This window comes from Saccharicrinis sp. GN24d3, from assembly GCF_052400645.1.
Classification (GTDB): Bacteria; Bacteroidota; Bacteroidia; order Bacteroidales; family Marinilabiliaceae; genus Saccharicrinis.
In genome coordinates, this window is record NZ_JBQTGI010000010.1 from 72,965 (window position 1) to 92,066 (window position 19,102).

Below are 19,102 nucleotides of genomic sequence, written 5' to 3' on the forward strand. Positions count from 1 at the left end.
ATTATGCACTTGACGCGCTGTTACAAATGTTAAAAAGTACAGCAAAATGTAAAGATATTCCAAATGTTCATTTTTTTTTAACGGTCATTATAATAGTTAGTTACATATTGTTTGTTCGCCAAACCTCTTCGGGTGCAACAATTACAACGCTATTTGAAACATATTCAATATCAGCTAGGTGTATCCCCGTATATATTTGTATTTGTCCAGATTCTATAAAGGAATCAACTCTCATTCGAAACCTTAAAAGTTCTGAAATAAACCTAAAAAATAGTTCGGAATTAATGGCTAGAAAACTTAAATCGATTTTTAAATAAATATCATGGGAAAAATTCAAAATTTATTTCTGATATGCATGTTGGGATTACTTGTTTCATTTGGAGGTTGTAGACCAGATGAGGAGGAATTCGCACGCCCGGATACGCTTGCGGGTCCTGTATATCAGCAATTAGAAAGTATGGGTAATTTTAGTCATTACCTACAATGTTTAGATCGCACAGAGTATGCAGAACCTCTTAAAACTGGAGGATCCTGGACTTCATTTGCTCCGACAGATGAAGCTTTTAATGCATATTTACAAGCGAATGGTTACAGTTCTGTTGCAGAGATGCCACAGTATAAAGTAGAGGATATAGTAAAGTATTCTTTAATCATTGATGCTTACAATACAACCACCTTAACGTTTTATAAAAATGGATGGTATGCCGGTAATAGTTTCCGTAGATATACCCTCTACAGCGATTCGTTGCACGTTGTAAAAGGTAGCGAGAATCCTTATTTGCAGGAAGTGCAAAATAAAGATTACCTGGTTGACAGAAGTAGAACTAGGAATAAGACGACTAACTACTTCCTGGATCTGTATATCGATTCAGATAAAAACGCTATTGAAAGAAGCGATTATACCTATATGTTCCCGGGAGAGAGAGAATTGTTGGAAGGGGAGATGCGGGTTTTTGATTCAGAAGTTACGGAGACGGAAATTGTAGCCGAGAACGGGTTGATTTATGCTTTGGCTAAGGTGCTGGAGCCAAAACCTAATATGTATATGAACCTAAGTTCGGAAGAGTATGGAGGCAAATATAGCATGTTTAAAAATATGCTCGATCGTTTTGGCTACATGTACTATATGGGTTTGGAAGAAAACCCATATACAGGAGTTGAGGATTCTCTTTTCCAGATTCGTTATCAAACGGGTATTGCCAATAATTTTCTGGCGTTTGACCCGAGCGACGAGATCATGCCAAAGTTATTGAATAATGTGGATCGCACCTATGCCGATGCAACAGGTTTATTGGTTCCTACAAACGAGGCTTTAATAAATTATCTACAAGAGGATAATGAGCTTGCTAAAAATTACGATTCTTACGATGATATGCCTTTGGATGTATTGGGTATTTTCCTGAATGTTAACTTTTTTACTCAATTTTGGGATGTATGCCCCAGCCAGTTTGCAGAAACTTTTAATGTAGGTCTCGAGACAGTTAATATGAATGAGGCTGATGTTGTGGATACAAAGTTCTGTAGTAATGGATTATTTGTGGGAGTGAACAAAATTTATCCCACAACTAGTTTCGCTACTGTTTATGGTCCTTTGGTTCTTAATACTGATTACTCGGTTATGTTAAGCTCTATTAAGAATATGGGATTGGATAATACGCTAAAGGGAAGTGGTATTGATTTTAGCATTTTAGGAATCAGAAACGACCAATGGGTGAATATACCGGATCCCAATAGTACTACCCGAAAAATTACCATTGAAGGTTATACTGAAGATATGTCAGTAATTTATATGTCGGTAACCGGAGATCCTGATGATTCCAATAACAGAACTTATCCAGATCCAACCAGTGCTTCGCCGAGCAGTACCGAAATGGCTTACGTTCAGGAGACCATTAACGATATCGTATTGAATCAGATGATTAAAGAAGGTTTAGATCAAGCAAATTATTATCAGACAGAAAAAGGTGAGTTTGTATACTTTGATGGTACGAAGGTGCAAGGGGGTGGAGATTTGTTAAATGGTGAATATGTTAATTTTGATGAAGTAACTCAATTATCGAATGGTAAATTTTATGCAACGGATAAATTCGTTAATCCACCAATTGATTTTACTTACGATGCATTGGAAGATAACTCATCTAACTTCTCGCAGTTTCTGATGGCCATTGATGGGGCTGGTGCTAAACTGAGTCTTACGACCTATAGCGGAGCTACATTAATTAATTTCTTAGACCTTAGAAAAACATATACGTTATTTGCTCCTAATAATGATGCAGTTTTGCAAGCTGTTGCCGATGGGGTGATTCCTGATCCTGATCCCGCTTATTTAAGTACGTTGAGTCAACTTGACAGAGCTATTGCAACAGTACAATTGCTGAATTTCGTTAAAACTCATTTTATTCAGCACCCAATACCGACGGATGGACAGACAACGGGAGAGTATAATTCACTCTATTACCCTGAAGTTATTGATTTTGTGCCGGTTTATTTATCATTCGATATAGAAAATGATTTTGCCACTCAACAGGTAACGATAAAAGATACGGATTCTGGCGATGTAATCGCGAAAACCTCGGGAATCACAAACCTTTTTTCGAAACGGGTTGTGATACATGAAATTGACAGTTACTTAAAGTAGTGCTGCAAATACTATGAAACGAATAAATCCAATAAATATTAATCCAAAAGTTGGTGGAGTCGATGAATAATTATAAAAATATATTAAAGGCAATTGTAAGCCAGCCTGGTGCTACAGATAATTGTCGAAGGAAAAGAAGCAATTGTTTAAAATTGCTTATTGTAACAATAGTATTGCTGGGAAACCTGGTGACACTACCCGAGCTGAAGGCACAAGATGGGCTTATCATTAGAGGTAAGGTTACTTCAGCTACTGACAGTGAACCCTTGGTAGGGGTAACGGTTGCAGAAAAAAATAGTACCAACCGTTTTGTCAATGGTACCATTACCGATTTTAACGGTAACTTCTCTATTAAGGTGCGAAATGCAGAAAACACCTTATCATTTTCGTTCATTGGTTTTGATACAAAAACGATTGAGCCCGGAGGTAAAGGTGTAATTAACGTCGAGTTAAAAGAAACAGCAGTACAGATTGATGAGTTCGTAGTGAGTGCCCGCAAAATGATAAACGACGGGGAGTTTGCTATGGATCCTAAGCGTATAGCCACAGCTGTGCAAACCATCGATATGAAGGACGTAACCGAAGTGTCTTCAACATCGTTGAGCGATCAGCTTCAGGGACGTTTGAGTGGTGTGGAGATTGTAGCGCAGTCAGGTGACCCGGGTGCCGGTATGTCAATACGCATCAGGGGTACTTCTTCCTTAAACACTTCTTCTGAACCGCTTATTGTTATTAACGGTATTCCTTTTGAAACAGAATTTGACGATACTTTTGACTTTAGTGTGGCCGATGAGCAGGAATACGCCGCATTAATTGGTGTCTCTGCCGATGATATTGCAGAAATATCGGTTTTAAAAGATGCCGCGGCAACAGCTCAATATGGATCAAAAGGTGCCAATGGAGTTTTAATGATAACCACTAAAAGAGGAGCGCGTGGCAAAGCCGTTTTCTCTTATGGTTTCCGTGGATCATTGAGTCAGCAACCTGAAGGTATTCCCATGCTGAATGGAAGACAATACTCAACTCTAATTAAAGAGGAAACTTTACAGTTGGGTGCCAACAGAGGAACTTATCCACAAGTTGAATTTGATCCTACGTATGATTTATACAATTATTATAATAAAGATATAAACTGGTTAGATGAAATAACCCAATTAGGACATTCGCAAGATCATAACTTCTCCATTTCCGGAGGTGGTGAAAAGGCGATGTACCGTATATCATCGAGTTATAAGAGTCAGGAAGGTACCACAATTGGAACCGCAAATGAGCTGTTTACAACCAGGGCGATATTAGATTATTTTGTTTCTGATAAATTGAAAATTACTTCAGAGCTGGCCTTTAGCCATGGTTCTTTGGATAAAGCTTTTCAGTTGACTAGTAATTCATCTACCAGTGTCAGAAATGTTGCCTTAACTAAAATGCCTAACCAGTCTATCTACGAGCTGGATGAAGAAGGAAATTCAACCGGAGCTTATTTCACGCCTGAGGATGCTTTCCAGGGTAGCGGAATTACTTATTATAACCCGGTTGCAATGGCTAACTTAGCTACCTATAATGTGGAGAGTAATCGTATATCTCCTAACTTCAGGGTTCGCTATGATGTTACCCCAAGCTTAAGGTACGATGGTATTGTTTCGTTTGATGCCAATAACAATAAAACCTTGCACTTTGTGCCGGAAGAAGCCTTAGGTACATATTGGTCAGGTTCCTATGCAAATAAATCTTCACAAACGGATAGTGAGTTTTTTGTGGTCAGAACAGAAAACCGTGTTACCTGGATGCCAAAATTAAACGAGGATCACTCGCTGTTTGTCAATGGTAAGTTTATTACTTACGATAAAACAACCCAAACCTATAAGGCATCAACAAGCAACAGCCCCAGTACTTTGTTACAAACTCCAATTATCGATACCCGTATCGAGGGTTCAGGAAACAGTATTGAATCGGGTTACACCCAATACCGACAATTAACCTATAGTATGGCTTTTAACTATATGTATAGAGGTAAGTATATTCTGGGTGGTGGAATAAACTATGAAGGAAGCTCCCGTTTCGGAGATGACAACCGCTACGGATTATTTCCAAGCGTTAGCGCCAAATGGCTAATTAACGAAGAAGGCTTCCTGAAGTCGGCCCAATGGATTGATGAATTAAGTGTGAGGGCCAGTTATGGTAAAAACGGTAATTCACCAGGTTTTAATTATGGTCAATACAATGTTTATTCAACCTATAACTATAATTATATCGATGTGCGTCCGGCCTATTCTTCAAGTATTGAGTTGGACGGATTAAAATGGGAAACAGTTACTCAGGAAAACCTTGGTTTTAATGCCCGTTTGTTTAAAGGAAGGTTAGATGCCGATTTTGATTTGTATTTAAAGCGAACTGAAGACATGTTGAGTAAAAATACGAGCATCCCGACTACTTCAGGTTATTCAACGCTGGCTTATTTAAATATTGGTACCATTGAAAACAAGGGATGGGAATTTAATGTCATGAGTACGCTGGTTAAAACCAGAGATTTTAAGCTGGATTTTAACTTTAATATATCGCAGAACATAAATGAAATTGTTGAAATAACCGATGCCATGGATGTGGAAGAAGGAAACGCTTTGTCAACCGGTTCAGGTGGTTATGTAAGACGCATACAGGAGGATAATCCTATTGGTTCGTTCTACGGTTACAGGTATAAAGGTGTATATAGTACATCTGATGATTTGTACGCAAGAGATGCCAACGGAGACATCATTTACGATATGAATGGTGAAGCCAAGGTAATGATGTTCAATAACTCAAATTCATTTGCGGCCGGAGATGCCAAATATGAGGATATTAACCATGATGGTAATATCAACGAATTGGATGTGGTTTATATTGGTAATGCAAATACCAAACTGCATGGTGGATTTGGCCCAAGAGTAAGCTATAAGAATATTTCGTTGAATGTGTTCTTCAACTTCAGATATAAGCAGGAATTGATAAACCTGGCCCGTATGAATACCGAAAGTATGAGTGGTTACGACAACCAGAGTACGGCTACCTTGCGCCGATGGCGATTTGAGGGTGACGAGACTGATATCCCTCGTGCCTATTTTAATAGTCCAAAAAACAACCTGGGTTCCGACAGATATCTTGAGGATGCTTCTTTTTTACGTTTGAAATCAGTTACGCTGAAGTATAATTTACCTAAGAGCCTCTTGAAAAACATAGGTTTTACCCGAGCCAATGTATATGTAACTGGACAAAACCTATTAACATTTACCAAATACACTGGTCCTGATCCAGAAACAGGAGCAAGCAGTAACTGGAAGACTTTAGGTTTTGATAGTAACCAGACGCCTCGATCGAGACAGGTTACCGTTGGATTAAACTTATCATTTTAAATTGAATTAATTATGCGAAAATATATTTTAAAAATCGGAGTAGTATTAAGCATTTTAGCAATGTTTACTACGAGCTGCAACGGCTATTTGGACTTGACTCCTAAGGATGATCTGGTTCAGGATGAGTTTTGGCAGAATAAGGAACAGGTGAATTCTGCTGTGGCCGGTATCTATGCTTCCATGAATGAAAATAGTTTTATGGAGCGTGTTTTACTGTGGGGTGAGGCCAGGGCCGAAATGATGGTTTCGATAGATGCCAGCAGCAGTGCACAGAATTTGATGAAGAATTATGTTAATCCAACCAATGGATATGTGAGTTGGACTAATTTTTATAAAACCATTAACTACTGTAATATGGTATTGGCATTTGCCGATCAGGCAAAAGCGAACGATCCTACATTTACCGAACAGGCTTTAAATCGTTATAAGGCAGAAGCCCTTACCTTACGTTCATTGGTATATTTTATTTTGGTAAAAAACTATAAGGAAGTGCCCTTTATTGAGGAGGCAACCTTAAGTGATCAGGCTGATTTCTATCCTGTAAAAAGTAGCGAAGGTGAAGTGTTAAATCAAATTACTGCTGATATTGTTTCGGTTATTGATGATTTACCTGTTTCGTACGAGGAGGGTGTTAAATATGATAAAGGAAGATTAACAAAAGGTGCGGCCTATTCTTTATTGGCCGATATTTATTTGTGGCAGGAAAAATACGACGAATGTATTGATGCGTGTCAGTCAGTTATCGACCAAGAAAAATACAGCCTGGTTGAGGGAAGTGAATGGTTTAACCAAATGTTTTTTGAAGGTAATTCTTCAGAAGGGATTTTTGAGTTACAGTTTGATGACATCTTTAGCACGCTGCGAAGCTATTTTTATGATGGAGACCCAAAAGTAAAGCCTTACAGTGATATTACCGATTTATATTCAACAGATGTAAACGATGTGCGGGCCAACAGGGCGACTTACGATATGCAGACAAGTACTGTGTTTAAGTATGCCGGGGTGGATGCCAAAGCCGGAATATTCCGTAATTATACAGAGTTTTATAATACCTGGATATTTTATCGTTATGCCGATGTATTATTAATGCAGGCAGAAGCTTACATTTTATCAGAAACTCAAAGGGATATGGATAAAGCTTACGACCTAATTAATGAGGTACATATGCGTGCTACAGGCACCCCACTGGACGTAACAAATTTGTATTACGACTTGTTGGAGGAAAGACAAAAAGAATTTGCGTTTGAAGGTAAACGCTGGTACGACCTGTTGCGTTTTGCACGAAGAAATAATTTTGAAGACCATTATCTGATTACTGAACTGGTTGAAATAAAAGCAGGCGCAGATGATTATGACGTTATTGAAAGTTATTACTCAGATACGGCATCATACTTTTTGCCCATTTATCAAAGCGAACTTAACTTGAATCAGAACCTGGAGCAAAATCCATACTATCTAAACTAAGTGTTATTAAGAGAGAGTTAAAAGAACGATATTAAAAAATTAGGATATGAAACAGGCCAATAAATTTTTATTTCGATTAGAACAAATCAGGAAGGCTTGTTACCTGTTTGCCGTTAAGGCAGATATGCGAACATTAATAATAAATTTTAGACGCATGAAAAGGATAATAAAATTGTCAGGAATAGTAATAAGTACAATACTTCTGGTATTTATTGCAGGTGTTGGATGTGACGACGGTTTGGGTGACAAAACGTTTTTAACAACTGATGAGTTAACGATTGCACAAACGTTGGATGCGAGTCCTGAAAAATTTTCAACTTTTGTTGAAATGCTTCATTTAACCGGGTACTATACATCATTACAGTCTTATGGATCTTACACCTGTTTTGTGCCAGTAAACGAAGTACTGGATCCATATATCAAAGAAAGATGGGGCGTAAACTTGGTGAGTGAACTAACTACCCAGGAACAAATTGAAGAGGTAAAAGAACTGGTTAAGTTTCATACCATGGCAAAAAGTGTGGGTGCTAGCGGCTTTATCGAAGGACGTATGCCGGACACAACCTATACAGGAGATTATTTAACATCGTCGTACCTGCTAGGTGGTGGAATAGGAAACCTTATCATTAATCGTGAAGCTAAATTTTTGCAATATGATATCAGATCGGACAATGGTTATATTCATTGTATCGATAAGGTACTAACACCATACTCCGATCCGGTTCCTGTAGTTATCGAGAGGGCCGGGAAGCATACCATCTTTATTGAAGCTTTAAAGAAAACGGGATTATATGATGATTTTTCGGTTAAGCTAACCGAAACCGGTAATAAAAAGAACTTTACCATTTTTGCAGAGACCGACTCTGTATTTGCATTATCTGGCATTAATTCATTCGACGATTTGGCAGATAAATATGCCGAAGGAGATACAGATTACGAAGAGGTGACCAACGGCTTAAATCGTTGGATGGCTTACCATGCAACCGTTTCCTTTTTATATTCAGCTGATATCCCCGATGAAGGTTATTTAAGTACCGTGTTGGAGAACAATGCCATCAAAGTAGATAAAAACGATGATGTATTAAAAATTAATGAATCGGAAACAGGAGGAGAAGTTGAAACCTGGGTGTCGTTGGTGAGCGATTATAGTAACTATCCTGCCAAAAATGGGGTGTATCACACTGTAGATACCTTAATGGATATTTTTATTCCTAAAGCCAAACATATCTTATTCGACCCGGTTTCGTCACAGCCGGAATATATTTCGAGGGCAATAAGAAGTATGAATAAAGTAACAGCTGATAAATATTCAGAAGTTGACTGGTATCCTCCAACAAACAAGGTACGGTTTATACAAAGGTCAAAAAACGTTAACCTTGACTGGAACTTCTTTGACATGGGAGGTTGTGTTTGGTACGAATTTATAACCCCAATTTTAGCAAAAGGAAAGTATGAGTTCCTGGTTTGTTCGAATGGTGGAAATAACGCCCGTGGTAAGTTCCAGGTGTATTGGGACGATGAACCGGTTGGTTCTATTTATGATGTAACCAAAAAAGCTAGTCAGGTAGGCGCTCCCGATTCAGTGGCCATGGAAGCAAACGGATGGCGTTTGGGAAAAGAATGGATTACCAATAAGGCTGGAACTAAGCAAAGTGATAGTAATGGCTGTATGAGATTTATTATTACCAAGGAGTTATTATGTCCTGTACAAAAACGACATAAGATAAAATTAGTAGCCGTGAAGAGCGGTGGTATACCACTTGATTATTTTGAATTTATACCGGTCGATTAATAATACTTTATATCTATATAACAGGCAGGTAATCTTTAATTGCGAGTTAACTTATCTGCTTGTTCTCCCACTTTCATTGGGAGAGGTCAAGTAACAAATGAAAATAAATTTAAACAGATGAACAAAAAAATATTACATAGTTTGCTAGCTCTTTTGGTGATTTTTGCCTTGAGTGCTTGTGAAAGCGAGCAATGGGACGATCATTATGAGCAAAGTGATAGCAGGTTAAATACCGATTTGCTAGCATTAATAAAAGCAGATTCCGAGTTAAGTACTTTTGCAGATTTGTTAAGTCAGACCGGTTTGGATGAAGTTTTATCACAGAATCAGGCTTTTACAGTATGGGCACCGGTTAACGAGGCTTTTACTAATGTGCCACAAGAAATATTAGATGATCCGGAAAGACTTAAAGCCTTGATCGGTAATCATATAAGTATGTATTCTTTTGCTTCTACCAGTAAAATTGAAGACGGACTGGTAAAAGTGCTTAATAACAAATATATAGAGTACATAAATGAAGATGGAACCAGTAGCTTTTCAGGAGTTGATGTTACTTCCAATGACAATTTATGTAGCAACGGAATTCTTCATAAAATAAGTGATGTCGCTTTGGTTCGTGAAAATATCTGGAGTTATTTTACCAACTCGGATGACTTTCCCGGGATGAAAGAATTTCTGACACAATATAATGTGACGTTGTTCGACAAAGATAATAGTGTTGTTACCGGCACGAATAGCTTGGGGCAAACAGTTTACGATTCGGTTTTTGTGGAGTCAAATACTTATTTTGATGTAATTGGTAATTTAAACTCCGAAGAAGAGCGTTATAGCCTGGTTGCGTTAACAGATGTAGTATACAACGATGCTTATAGTCAGATAAGTTCTTTTTATACGCATCCTGATGACGATGTAGTTACAACCAATACAGAGCAAACTATTTACAATAACCTTAATTTCCCCTGGATGGATACAGACTTGATGACAGGTGAATATGTGACCAATACATTTGGGAATATGATTTATGTTGATCAATCGGTACTTTCTAATGAGGTAGAATTAAGTAATGGTAGCATATTGATACCAGATAGTTATACTTTTGATGTAAATGATTTGATTTACAAACCGGTCAGGTACGAAGTTGAAGATACGGAAAGAAGAGATGTTGGTTCTTTGTCTGATTTTAGTATTAATAAAAAGTATGACATTACAGCTTCAGGAGATTTTACCAATAAGGTCATGTTTGTTGGTGAATCACTAAATGAGGATAATAACTATTTTGAGGTAGCATTTAGTAATGTACTTTCCGCTAAGTACGACTTGTATATCAAGTATTCTCCTGTTGGAGCTACCAAAGAAACCCAATTAAAATTTGAGGTAACCGTTAACGGACCAGATGGTAAAACCGTTTATGATATCCCTACCGAAGTTATCAACAACTACTCTGAAGCGCGCGTAAAAATAGGTGATACTTATGACATTCCTGTGTTTGTAGACGATAATGCTAAGAACAGCTACTATGTTAAGGTTAAGGTGATTATGGATGTAGAAGATGCGGCGATTGTACTTTACGACAGAATGGTTGGCATTGATTATATTGAATTAGTTCCTGCAGAATAGATAAAAAATATATAATAGATATGAACAATATTATTATGGTAAAACTCAGGCATATATATACTTTAGTGATATTTATGTTATGCATTTCCGTATTCGATGTAAATGCACAAGAGGTAAATGCACAAAAAGTAACAGGTAAGGTATCAGATGCAGCTTCCGGTGAGCCGGTTGTTGGAGCAAACGTTTCTGTAGCAACTTTTTCATCGGTATTTACCGGGGAGGATGGTAGCTTTAGTATTGACGTTCCGAATTATAAAGTAACACTTATGGTAAATGCCCAGGCATATGCTTATACCGAGGTTGCTTTAAAAGGAAGAATAGAACTGGAAATTAAACTGTATGAAGAGGGTTTTAAAACAAACTTCGGTAATGTTTTAATGCCTGTTGAAAAACAATCACGCTCTTCGGTAACCAATGCAATTAGTTCTATAATAGGTGATGTTGAAAATAGTTCTCGTACGGTGGCCAAATATATGAAAGGAGATGTTGCGGGTATGCGAACGCTAGATCGTTCGGGAGTCCCGGGTGTTGGATCAAATATGTTTATAAGAGGATATAACTCTTTATTGGCATCCGGTCAGCCCCTTATTGTTGTTGATGGAATGATCATGGAAAATAATATCTTTGCAGGATCTTTAATTGAGGGGTATACTTATGATCCCTTAGCAGATATTAATCCGAAGGATATTGCCAATATTACGGTAATTAAGGATGCTACTTCCTTATATGGATCTAAAGCTGCCAATGGAGTTATATTAATTGAAACAACGCGAACAAAAGATGTAACCACAAAAATTGATTTCTCGGTACAAGGTGGTTTAAATATGGCCCCAACCAATATTCCTATGATGGAGTCATCAGATTATAAGAGCTATTTGGTGAACCAGATCAATAGCTCGGGCTTGTATACCGATAATGAACTGTCGCAATTACCTTATTTAAACGAAAACACGGCTTTTGCCGACTATCAGCGGTATCACAATAATACTAACTGGCAAAAAGAAGTATTTGAAGATAGTTATACACAAGACTATTTCTTTCGGGTAACCGGAGGTGATGAGATTGCTAAATATGGTTTGTCTATTGGATTTATGGATAATAGCGGTATTGTTTCTAATACGGCATCTACACGTTTCTCTACCCGATTCAATTCAGAGTCAACTGTTACAGAAAAGTTTTCAATTCAGACTAATTTGGCTGTTAGCTATCAAAAAAATAAGTTGTCCGATGACGGAATGTTGGGACGCACATCTCCTATATATACATCACTTATAAAAGCGCCCATTTTAGCTCCCACAGTAATAGGCGGCGATGGAATTATTACTGATATTTACGAAGACGTGGACCCAATTTCGGGCTATACTAACCCAAGTGTTTTAACCGATCAGGTGGAGAACGAGAACACAAACTATAAGCTATATGGTAATTTTAAATTGGGATACGATCTTACAAATAATCTGAAGTTAACTTCGATTATTGGATCTAATTACGTTTACAACCGCGATGATGTTTTCTTCCCTAGTAATGGCGTTACAACAGGAGAGAATATATATGGCGATGTATTGAATCGTTCTGCCGGAACAAGAGTTGAACGTTATTTCTCTATTTATAACGATTCTCGTGTAAGCTTTAATGTAAATACCTACAACCATAAATTTGGTTTTCACTTAGGGGGAAGATATAATGTAAACAATTACGAAAACTCCTATTCCGAAAGTGGCAACTCCAGTGACGATGAGTTTACCTCTCTGCAAAGTGGTGATAAAGAAACTTACATAACGTCAGGTAGTATTGGTAACTGGAAATATGCATCCCTATATTCCAATATCAATTATGGATATTTGGGTAAGTACTTCTTGAATGCCAGCATGTCTTACGAAGGTTCTTCGCGTTTTGGACAAGGTGATAGTGGCACTCGCTATGGATATTTCCCTAGTGTAGGTGCTGCATGGTTGATGTCGTCAGAAAACTTTATGAAAGGTCTTGGATTCCTGAATCAACTTAAATTGCGGGCCAGCTATGGTATAACAGGTAATGATGCGGTAGGTAATTATAATGCATATTCATACTTTGTTTCAACACGCTATTCGGTGGGTACAGGTTTAATAAGTGGAAATCTCGCAAATACCACAATGCAGTGGGAAAGAACAGTTAAAGCAAATGTAGGAGTTGACCTTGGATTGTTTAACGAACGACTTCAGGTGAACCTTGATTTTTATAATAACGAAACAGATCAGTTGTTAAACTATACATCGGTTAATCCTGTTTACGGGTATGACGGATATTTGAGTAATGAAGGAGAGTTGAGCAATACAGGTTTCGATCTGGGTTTTAATGCACGTTTAATCAATAGCGAAAACTTTAAATGGGATATAGGTGGAAATATTTCGAAATATAAAAACGAGATTGTTTATTTACCAGGTAACGCTAATATAATTGAGATAGACGGTGTTGGAGCAACTGTTATTAACCAGGAAGGTAGCCCGGTCGGGTTGTTCTACGGATATAAAACAGATGGAATTTACGCTACGCAAAGTGCTGCTGACCAGGCTGGCTTATCATGGGTCGATTATGAAGGTTTTAACCAACCGTTTGTAGCGGGCGATGTTAAATTTATGGATACTGATGGTAACAATGTGATTGATGAAGAAGATATGCAGGTAATTGGAGATCCTAATCCCGATTTTACCGGAATGTTCTATAATACATTTACGTATAATAAATTATCGTTGTCCGCTGTATTTACCTTTAGTCAAGGTAATGATATCTACAATGCCCTGCGCAGACAAACAGAATCAATGAGCAGTTTTGCAAACCAAAGTTTAGCGGTTGCTAACCGTTGGCAGGTCGAAGGGCAGCAAACAACTATTCCTCGTGCCGAATATGGTGATCCAACAGGTAATTCAAGATTCTCTGACAGATGGATTGAAGATGGTTCATACATTCGCCTAAAAACATTGAGCTTATCATATAGTCCTGAAATTTTGAAAAGTTTTGCCAAGGATATTTCGTTTAGCGTTACAGCCAATAACTTGTTTACTTTGACCGACTATTTAGGATATGATCCCGAAGTGAGTATGTCAGGCGTAAGTTATCAGCAAGGTATCGATGCAGGTTTAACACCTCAGTTTACCTCTATATTCTTCGGTGTTAAGATTGGTTTATAATGTACAAACGACTTTTAAATAATAGTGAGATGAAAAAATATATTATAATATTATACACCTTCTTTATTGTATCATGTGTTTTTACTTCATGTGATGACATATTGGATGTTGATCCTGAAGAAGTGTTATTGACCGAGGATTATCTTGGTGATGATAAAATTGAAGCCCGATCCGCTTTGTTCGGGGTGTTATCGCAAATGCAGGATGCCACGGAGCAATATGTGATTTTAGGCGAGCTACGTGCCGATTTAATGGATGTAGCATCAGGTGCAAAAGATGAGTTGCGAAAAATTAATTCGCACAATATTAGCGAAGATAACAGCTACGTTGATCCCACAAACTTATTTTCTATTGTAAATAACTGTAACTATGCGCTTCAACGAATGGATACTGTGGCGTACGAAAATGAGTTGTTAACCTATTATGTTTCTATTTTACGGGTTCGTACATGGGCTCAAATCCAAATAATGACTAACTATGGTAAACTACCTTATATGGTTGAGCCGGTGGAAAGTACAGAAGACTTAGAAGATAATTATCCTGTATTAACCATTGCCCAGGGGGTTGACAGTTTAATAAATAACTTACTTCCTTATAGCAACATTGATAATGTTTCGGATCTTGGTGTTGGTTCAACAATTCCTGTTAATGATCTTCTTTTAGGCGATTTGTACTTGTGGGGTGGTAATTATGTAATGGCTGCAACGTACTATAAGCAATTTCTCGATTACTATGTTAACGAAGCAGGTTCGTTATATAATCTGACTTCCACTTATGGTGTTACATATAGCGGTAAAAACGGTAATTATTCGGTTAATAAAAATAATTGGGCAAATATATTTGCCGAGGAAAATCCAGGCAGTTCTGAATATATCATGTTAACCAGATATTATGATGACTATAGGCAGTACAATACGGCCTATGAGACTTTAACTACTGAGGTAAAACCTTCAGCCGCACTGATTTCTAATTGGAGTGTGCAATACAAATATTACGATGATCTGGCCTATGAGCAAGGTGACAATAGAATACTAGGTTCTTATATTGGAGAAGGCGAGGAAGCCAGGATTGCAAAATACGACTATGATTATTTTATGTTTCAGCGGGCTTCACATGTTTATTTAAAATATGCCGAGGCTATTAATGCGGCAGGTTACCCTGCTCATGCATTGGCAGTTATTAATCAAGGGGTATTTGACGATGCAGTAACAGTGGGTGCTCCACGATTTACGGGTAATACTCAGGATTTTTTGAATTTCACACAAGATGAATATGTGATAACAAATTCAAGTGGTTTACAGACCGGAGGTAATCTGGGAATTAGAGGCCGTGTAGGTATGGCACCACTTGAAATTGATGAAACTGCGGCTACATTAACAGATTCTATTGGTCAGGTAGCTTCATTTATCCTTAATGAAGCCGCTTTAGAAACAGCGTTTGAAGGAAATAGATATAGTGATTTGGTCAGAGCTTCTTTAAACTTTAATGATGCAAGCATACTAGCTAAGGCGGTTGCCTCAAAATATACAGCGGTAGGAGATTTGGGAACCGCTGCTACTATGGAGCAAAAATTGAGTGATCAGGCCAATTGGTTTCTACCGTTAACAATTCCTGAGAATTTTACAGAAGTAACAGCGGATGTGATTGAAGAAGAACTATAGGGAATATAATGGTATATAGTTAAATTTGTATTTAACCCGCCATATGCATTAGAAATTCTATTACACATTGAAAATACTTTAAAACAAGGCACTTCGTTGCATCACTTCAACCCACCAGAACGATGCTCCCGAAAGTAATCGGGACAAGTGATGCCTCGTTTCAGTAATGCCTTGTTTTATTGTACTTGCCATGCTCATGACGAACCTCTAATACATAATCCGGGTTTAATGAAAAATAAAGCCTGACGCATGATCTTTTGTGTCAGGTTTTTGATTTCAGAAATATAATTTTTGACCATTACTCGATAATTAATTCCTTTATTATTCTGAATCACACTTTTAGTTATCTATGCTCATCATTAGCTTAAAAAGGTTGCATACCACCTACTATATAGTTCGCAACAATAATTATAAAACACGCAACAATCACCCTACTTTATTTAGGTATTTACATGTATTTTTATCATGTAAATTATTGAAAATCTATAAGATGAAATGAGCATGCAAATTTGATTATCCTAAATTATACTCAGCAGATAGTCTGTCCCGTTTTTCGGGAATCTAATATGTTTGAGATTTCCCCGCAGTGCTGCGGTGCGGGTTAACTGACCGATGAAAATAAATTTTAACAGATGAATAAGAGGTGGTTAATAGTACTATTTGTAATTGGTATCAGCACATTATTGAATTCACAAAGTGCTTATCATATTATAGATGGACCAACAAACTTAATGCGCTTGAATAGTGCTGGTAATGATTTTGAAAGTGTAGAAATTGGCAGTGAAAGTCAAAGTTATACTTTCTGTCACTCAGTATGGGACATTGAAAACCCATGGTCGGTTGTATCGGAACAGGGTATCAATATTTATACAAAACTGGATTTGGGCAAGGTGTCGGATATCGATGCTGTTTATTTGATAAGTCCTGATTTAGAATTGAATACTTCTGAAACGTACAATTTTAATCAACACGTTTTTGGTATAGATAACGAAACATTCATGCCGTCAGGTTATGCAAAACTCCAACTAAAATTGGTAGAAGGCAGTGCTAAAGATTTTCATCCCGATTTGTTACAGGATAATTTAGGTATTGGTAATAAAATATATAGTAACACTACCGATTCCGAATTAGTGGTCGATAATATCGTACCTCAATCGAATGGCACTCATTATTTTGTGATAGGTGTAACCTATTTCTCAGTAAATCAAGGTAACACAAAGGGAATGTCCCTGGGATTTAAAAATAATACGGTTAGCAAGGATTCGGATATTGGTGTTTTTACAACCGAGGAGAAAGAGTTTAATGTATTTCCTAACCCAGCGAAAAATAATTTAAGGATTAATAATTATATAGGGGATCTCGAGATACTGGATGTCCTCGGAAATGCAGTGAGTCAGATACCCGGTTATCATGGACAAATAATAGATATTTCCTACCTAAGCAATGGCGTGTATTTGTTAGGGATGGATGGTAATTACATCCGTTTTATAAAGATATAGTGCGGAGAATAACATATTTAATCAAGGAATAAAATGAGGAATTATTTTGGAATGGAATTATTGGCCTGTATTCTATATTTATCATACAATGGTAATAAGTATATATAATAAAGCTGGCCTAATGGAGCTAATGAAATTTCTATATTGCCAGGTGATTATCCAGGTATTCATTTTAAGTTAAATACAAAGGAGAAGAAGACATTCTGTTTCCTGGCGAGCTTGAGCTTGTATCACGTGATATTGTATACCGACGATGAATATGTAAAAACGCATACTCATGCAGCTATATCAGAATTTCAAATAGAAAGTTCGGACAAAAAGGATATTACATGAGAACCAAATAAAGGTTTTGCTAAGTATATTGTTTAACAGTAATCAACAGGCATGAAAAATATTTTTTGGATTTTTTTATTATTATTTTGTGTTTTAAGTCAAGCGCAAACAATATTGTTAGACACTGATTATCCTGCAGTTTCTGCTCTGAAAAAAGTAGCAGACGGTGGAAGTTTAACTCAGGAACAAAAAGCACCAACTTCTGATTCGATTACTGTAGCTAGTATCGAAGAACTTAGATTGGCCGGTCAAATGTCTGGTAGGGTAATTAATATGCTGCCAGGCGAATATGTGGTGAAAGATCATATGCCTGATGATCCTAAAACTATTTTTCATTTTAGCGGATCTAACAATGAGTTTAATTTTAATGATGTAAGAATTATCATTCCAACATCCGTGCTCAGAAACATGGGACCCGGAAGTACGCACGAGTTTGCCACCTATCGAATAGATGGCAGCAACTTGATTTTTAACGGTGGGCATTTCGAAAATACAGGTGAAGACAGGCCTTACAAGAGCCTTGCGGAATTTGAAGTTCATGGAAATAATATCTCATTTTTTGGATGTGAGATTATCATACGCGGTTCTTCACCCTATGGATATGGGGATATGTATGGTAAAGGATCAGGATCTGCTGTTGCTTTGTATAAACATTCAGCAATGTCCATCTTGGGAGATAATGTATGGGTAGATGGATGCATGTTCAAGGTATTTGCCTTTGGGCATGGTATACATATTCATGGCGCGCAAAACACGGTTATCCGAAATGTAAATATGGAAGGAGCTTTGCGTTTAACCGATGAAATATACGAAGAAACCAGTGGTCCCGCATTCGACCATGATTTTAAAAGAATGTACCCTGATTGGTACGAAGGCTCCGATATCCCCAAAGGTGAAATGCTAAGCCTTACAGAAGACGGTATTCGTGCATATCTGGATGGAACCGATGTTAATGGTGTGAGCAGGCGTACGGGCAAAATAACAGTTGAGAATTGTGTGGTGGATAAAATGCGGGGAGGTATTACCCTTACAATATCCAGTGATGTTGCTACTGTTACGGATTGTGTGGTAACGCGTTGCGATCACGGTTACAGTGTACCTTCAAACTCAGTTGTGCGAAACTGTAAAGTAGATGCAGCATTTGGGCCTATATTGAGTATTCCATATAGCAATAAGAAAAATGCGGATATTGAATTGGAATTGATCTCCGCTGAATCAGTTATGGGAACCCATAGTTTTATGGAAATATCGGGTTCAAATCATAAAATAAAAATTACTGCTACCGAGGACATGAGCATGTACACCATGCCAATGAAAATTGGTTACGTAGGATATAGATATAATGAAACAAATAGCACAGAGTCGGAGCTTCAAAGCAAACACAATGCATCCGCAATACAGTTAATAAATGAAACTAGTGTGCCTGTAGAACTCACCAAATACTCATCAGGATGCACAGTAACAAGCCCTATAGCAGAGGTTGTTGATAAAGGAACAGATAATGTGGTACAAAATTGATTCAAAACAGGATAACTATTAAATTAT

Annotated in this window: 9 protein-coding genes; all 9 read left to right on the plus strand. The window is 37.4% G+C overall.

The window, feature by feature from the left end; genetic code table 11:
• Positions 1 to 322: 322 nt before the first annotated feature.
• The 9 genes from ACT29I_RS13100 to ACT29I_RS13140 all read left to right on the plus strand — a co-directional run bounded on the left by ACT29I_RS13100 (position 323) and on the right by ACT29I_RS13140 (position 19,075).
• A complete protein-coding gene (locus ACT29I_RS13100) occupies positions 323 to 2,638 on the plus strand; it encodes a fasciclin domain-containing protein (RefSeq protein WP_444793640.1) in 2,316 nt (771 codons plus the stop codon).
• 62 nt (positions 2,639 to 2,700) lie between these two features.
• A complete protein-coding gene (locus ACT29I_RS13105; RefSeq protein ID WP_430933871.1) occupies positions 2,701 to 6,024 on the plus strand; it encodes a SusC/RagA family TonB-linked outer membrane protein in 3,324 nt (1,107 codons plus the stop codon).
• Positions 6,025 to 6,036: 12 nt separating this feature from the next.
• On the plus strand, positions 6,037 to 7,488 hold the full coding sequence (locus tag ACT29I_RS13110; protein ID WP_430933872.1) for a RagB/SusD family nutrient uptake outer membrane protein: 1,452 nt from the start codon (positions 6,037 to 6,039) through the stop codon (positions 7,486 to 7,488).
• Positions 7,489 to 7,642: 154 nt separating this feature from the next.
• Positions 7,643 to 9,280: a fasciclin domain-containing protein gene (locus ACT29I_RS13115; RefSeq protein WP_444793641.1), complete on the plus strand. Its 1,638-nt coding sequence runs from the start codon at positions 7,643 to 7,645 to the stop codon at positions 9,278 to 9,280.
• 117 nt (positions 9,281 to 9,397) lie between these two features.
• Positions 9,398 to 10,897 (plus strand): fasciclin domain-containing protein, encoded by a 1,500-nt coding sequence (locus ACT29I_RS13120; protein ID WP_430933875.1) that lies wholly within the window; start codon positions 9,398 to 9,400, stop codon positions 10,895 to 10,897.
• 20 nt (positions 10,898 to 10,917) lie between these two features.
• Positions 10,918 to 14,064 (plus strand): SusC/RagA family TonB-linked outer membrane protein, encoded by a 3,147-nt coding sequence (locus ACT29I_RS13125; RefSeq protein WP_430933876.1) that lies wholly within the window; start codon positions 10,918 to 10,920, stop codon positions 14,062 to 14,064.
• 29 nt (positions 14,065 to 14,093) lie between these two features.
• Positions 14,094 to 15,725 (plus strand): hypothetical protein, encoded by a 1,632-nt coding sequence (locus ACT29I_RS13130; protein WP_444793642.1) that lies wholly within the window; start codon positions 14,094 to 14,096, stop codon positions 15,723 to 15,725.
• Between the two features lie 632 nt (positions 15,726 to 16,357).
• Positions 16,358 to 17,224, plus strand: coding sequence for a T9SS type A sorting domain-containing protein (locus tag ACT29I_RS13135; RefSeq protein WP_444793643.1), 867 nt, complete (start codon positions 16,358 to 16,360; stop codon positions 17,222 to 17,224).
• Between the two features lie 384 nt (positions 17,225 to 17,608).
• Positions 17,609 to 19,075, plus strand: a complete 1,467-nt coding sequence (locus ACT29I_RS13140) for a hypothetical protein (RefSeq protein ID WP_444793644.1) — start codon at positions 17,609 to 17,611, stop codon at positions 19,073 to 19,075.
• Positions 19,076 to 19,102 lie beyond the last annotated feature (27 nt).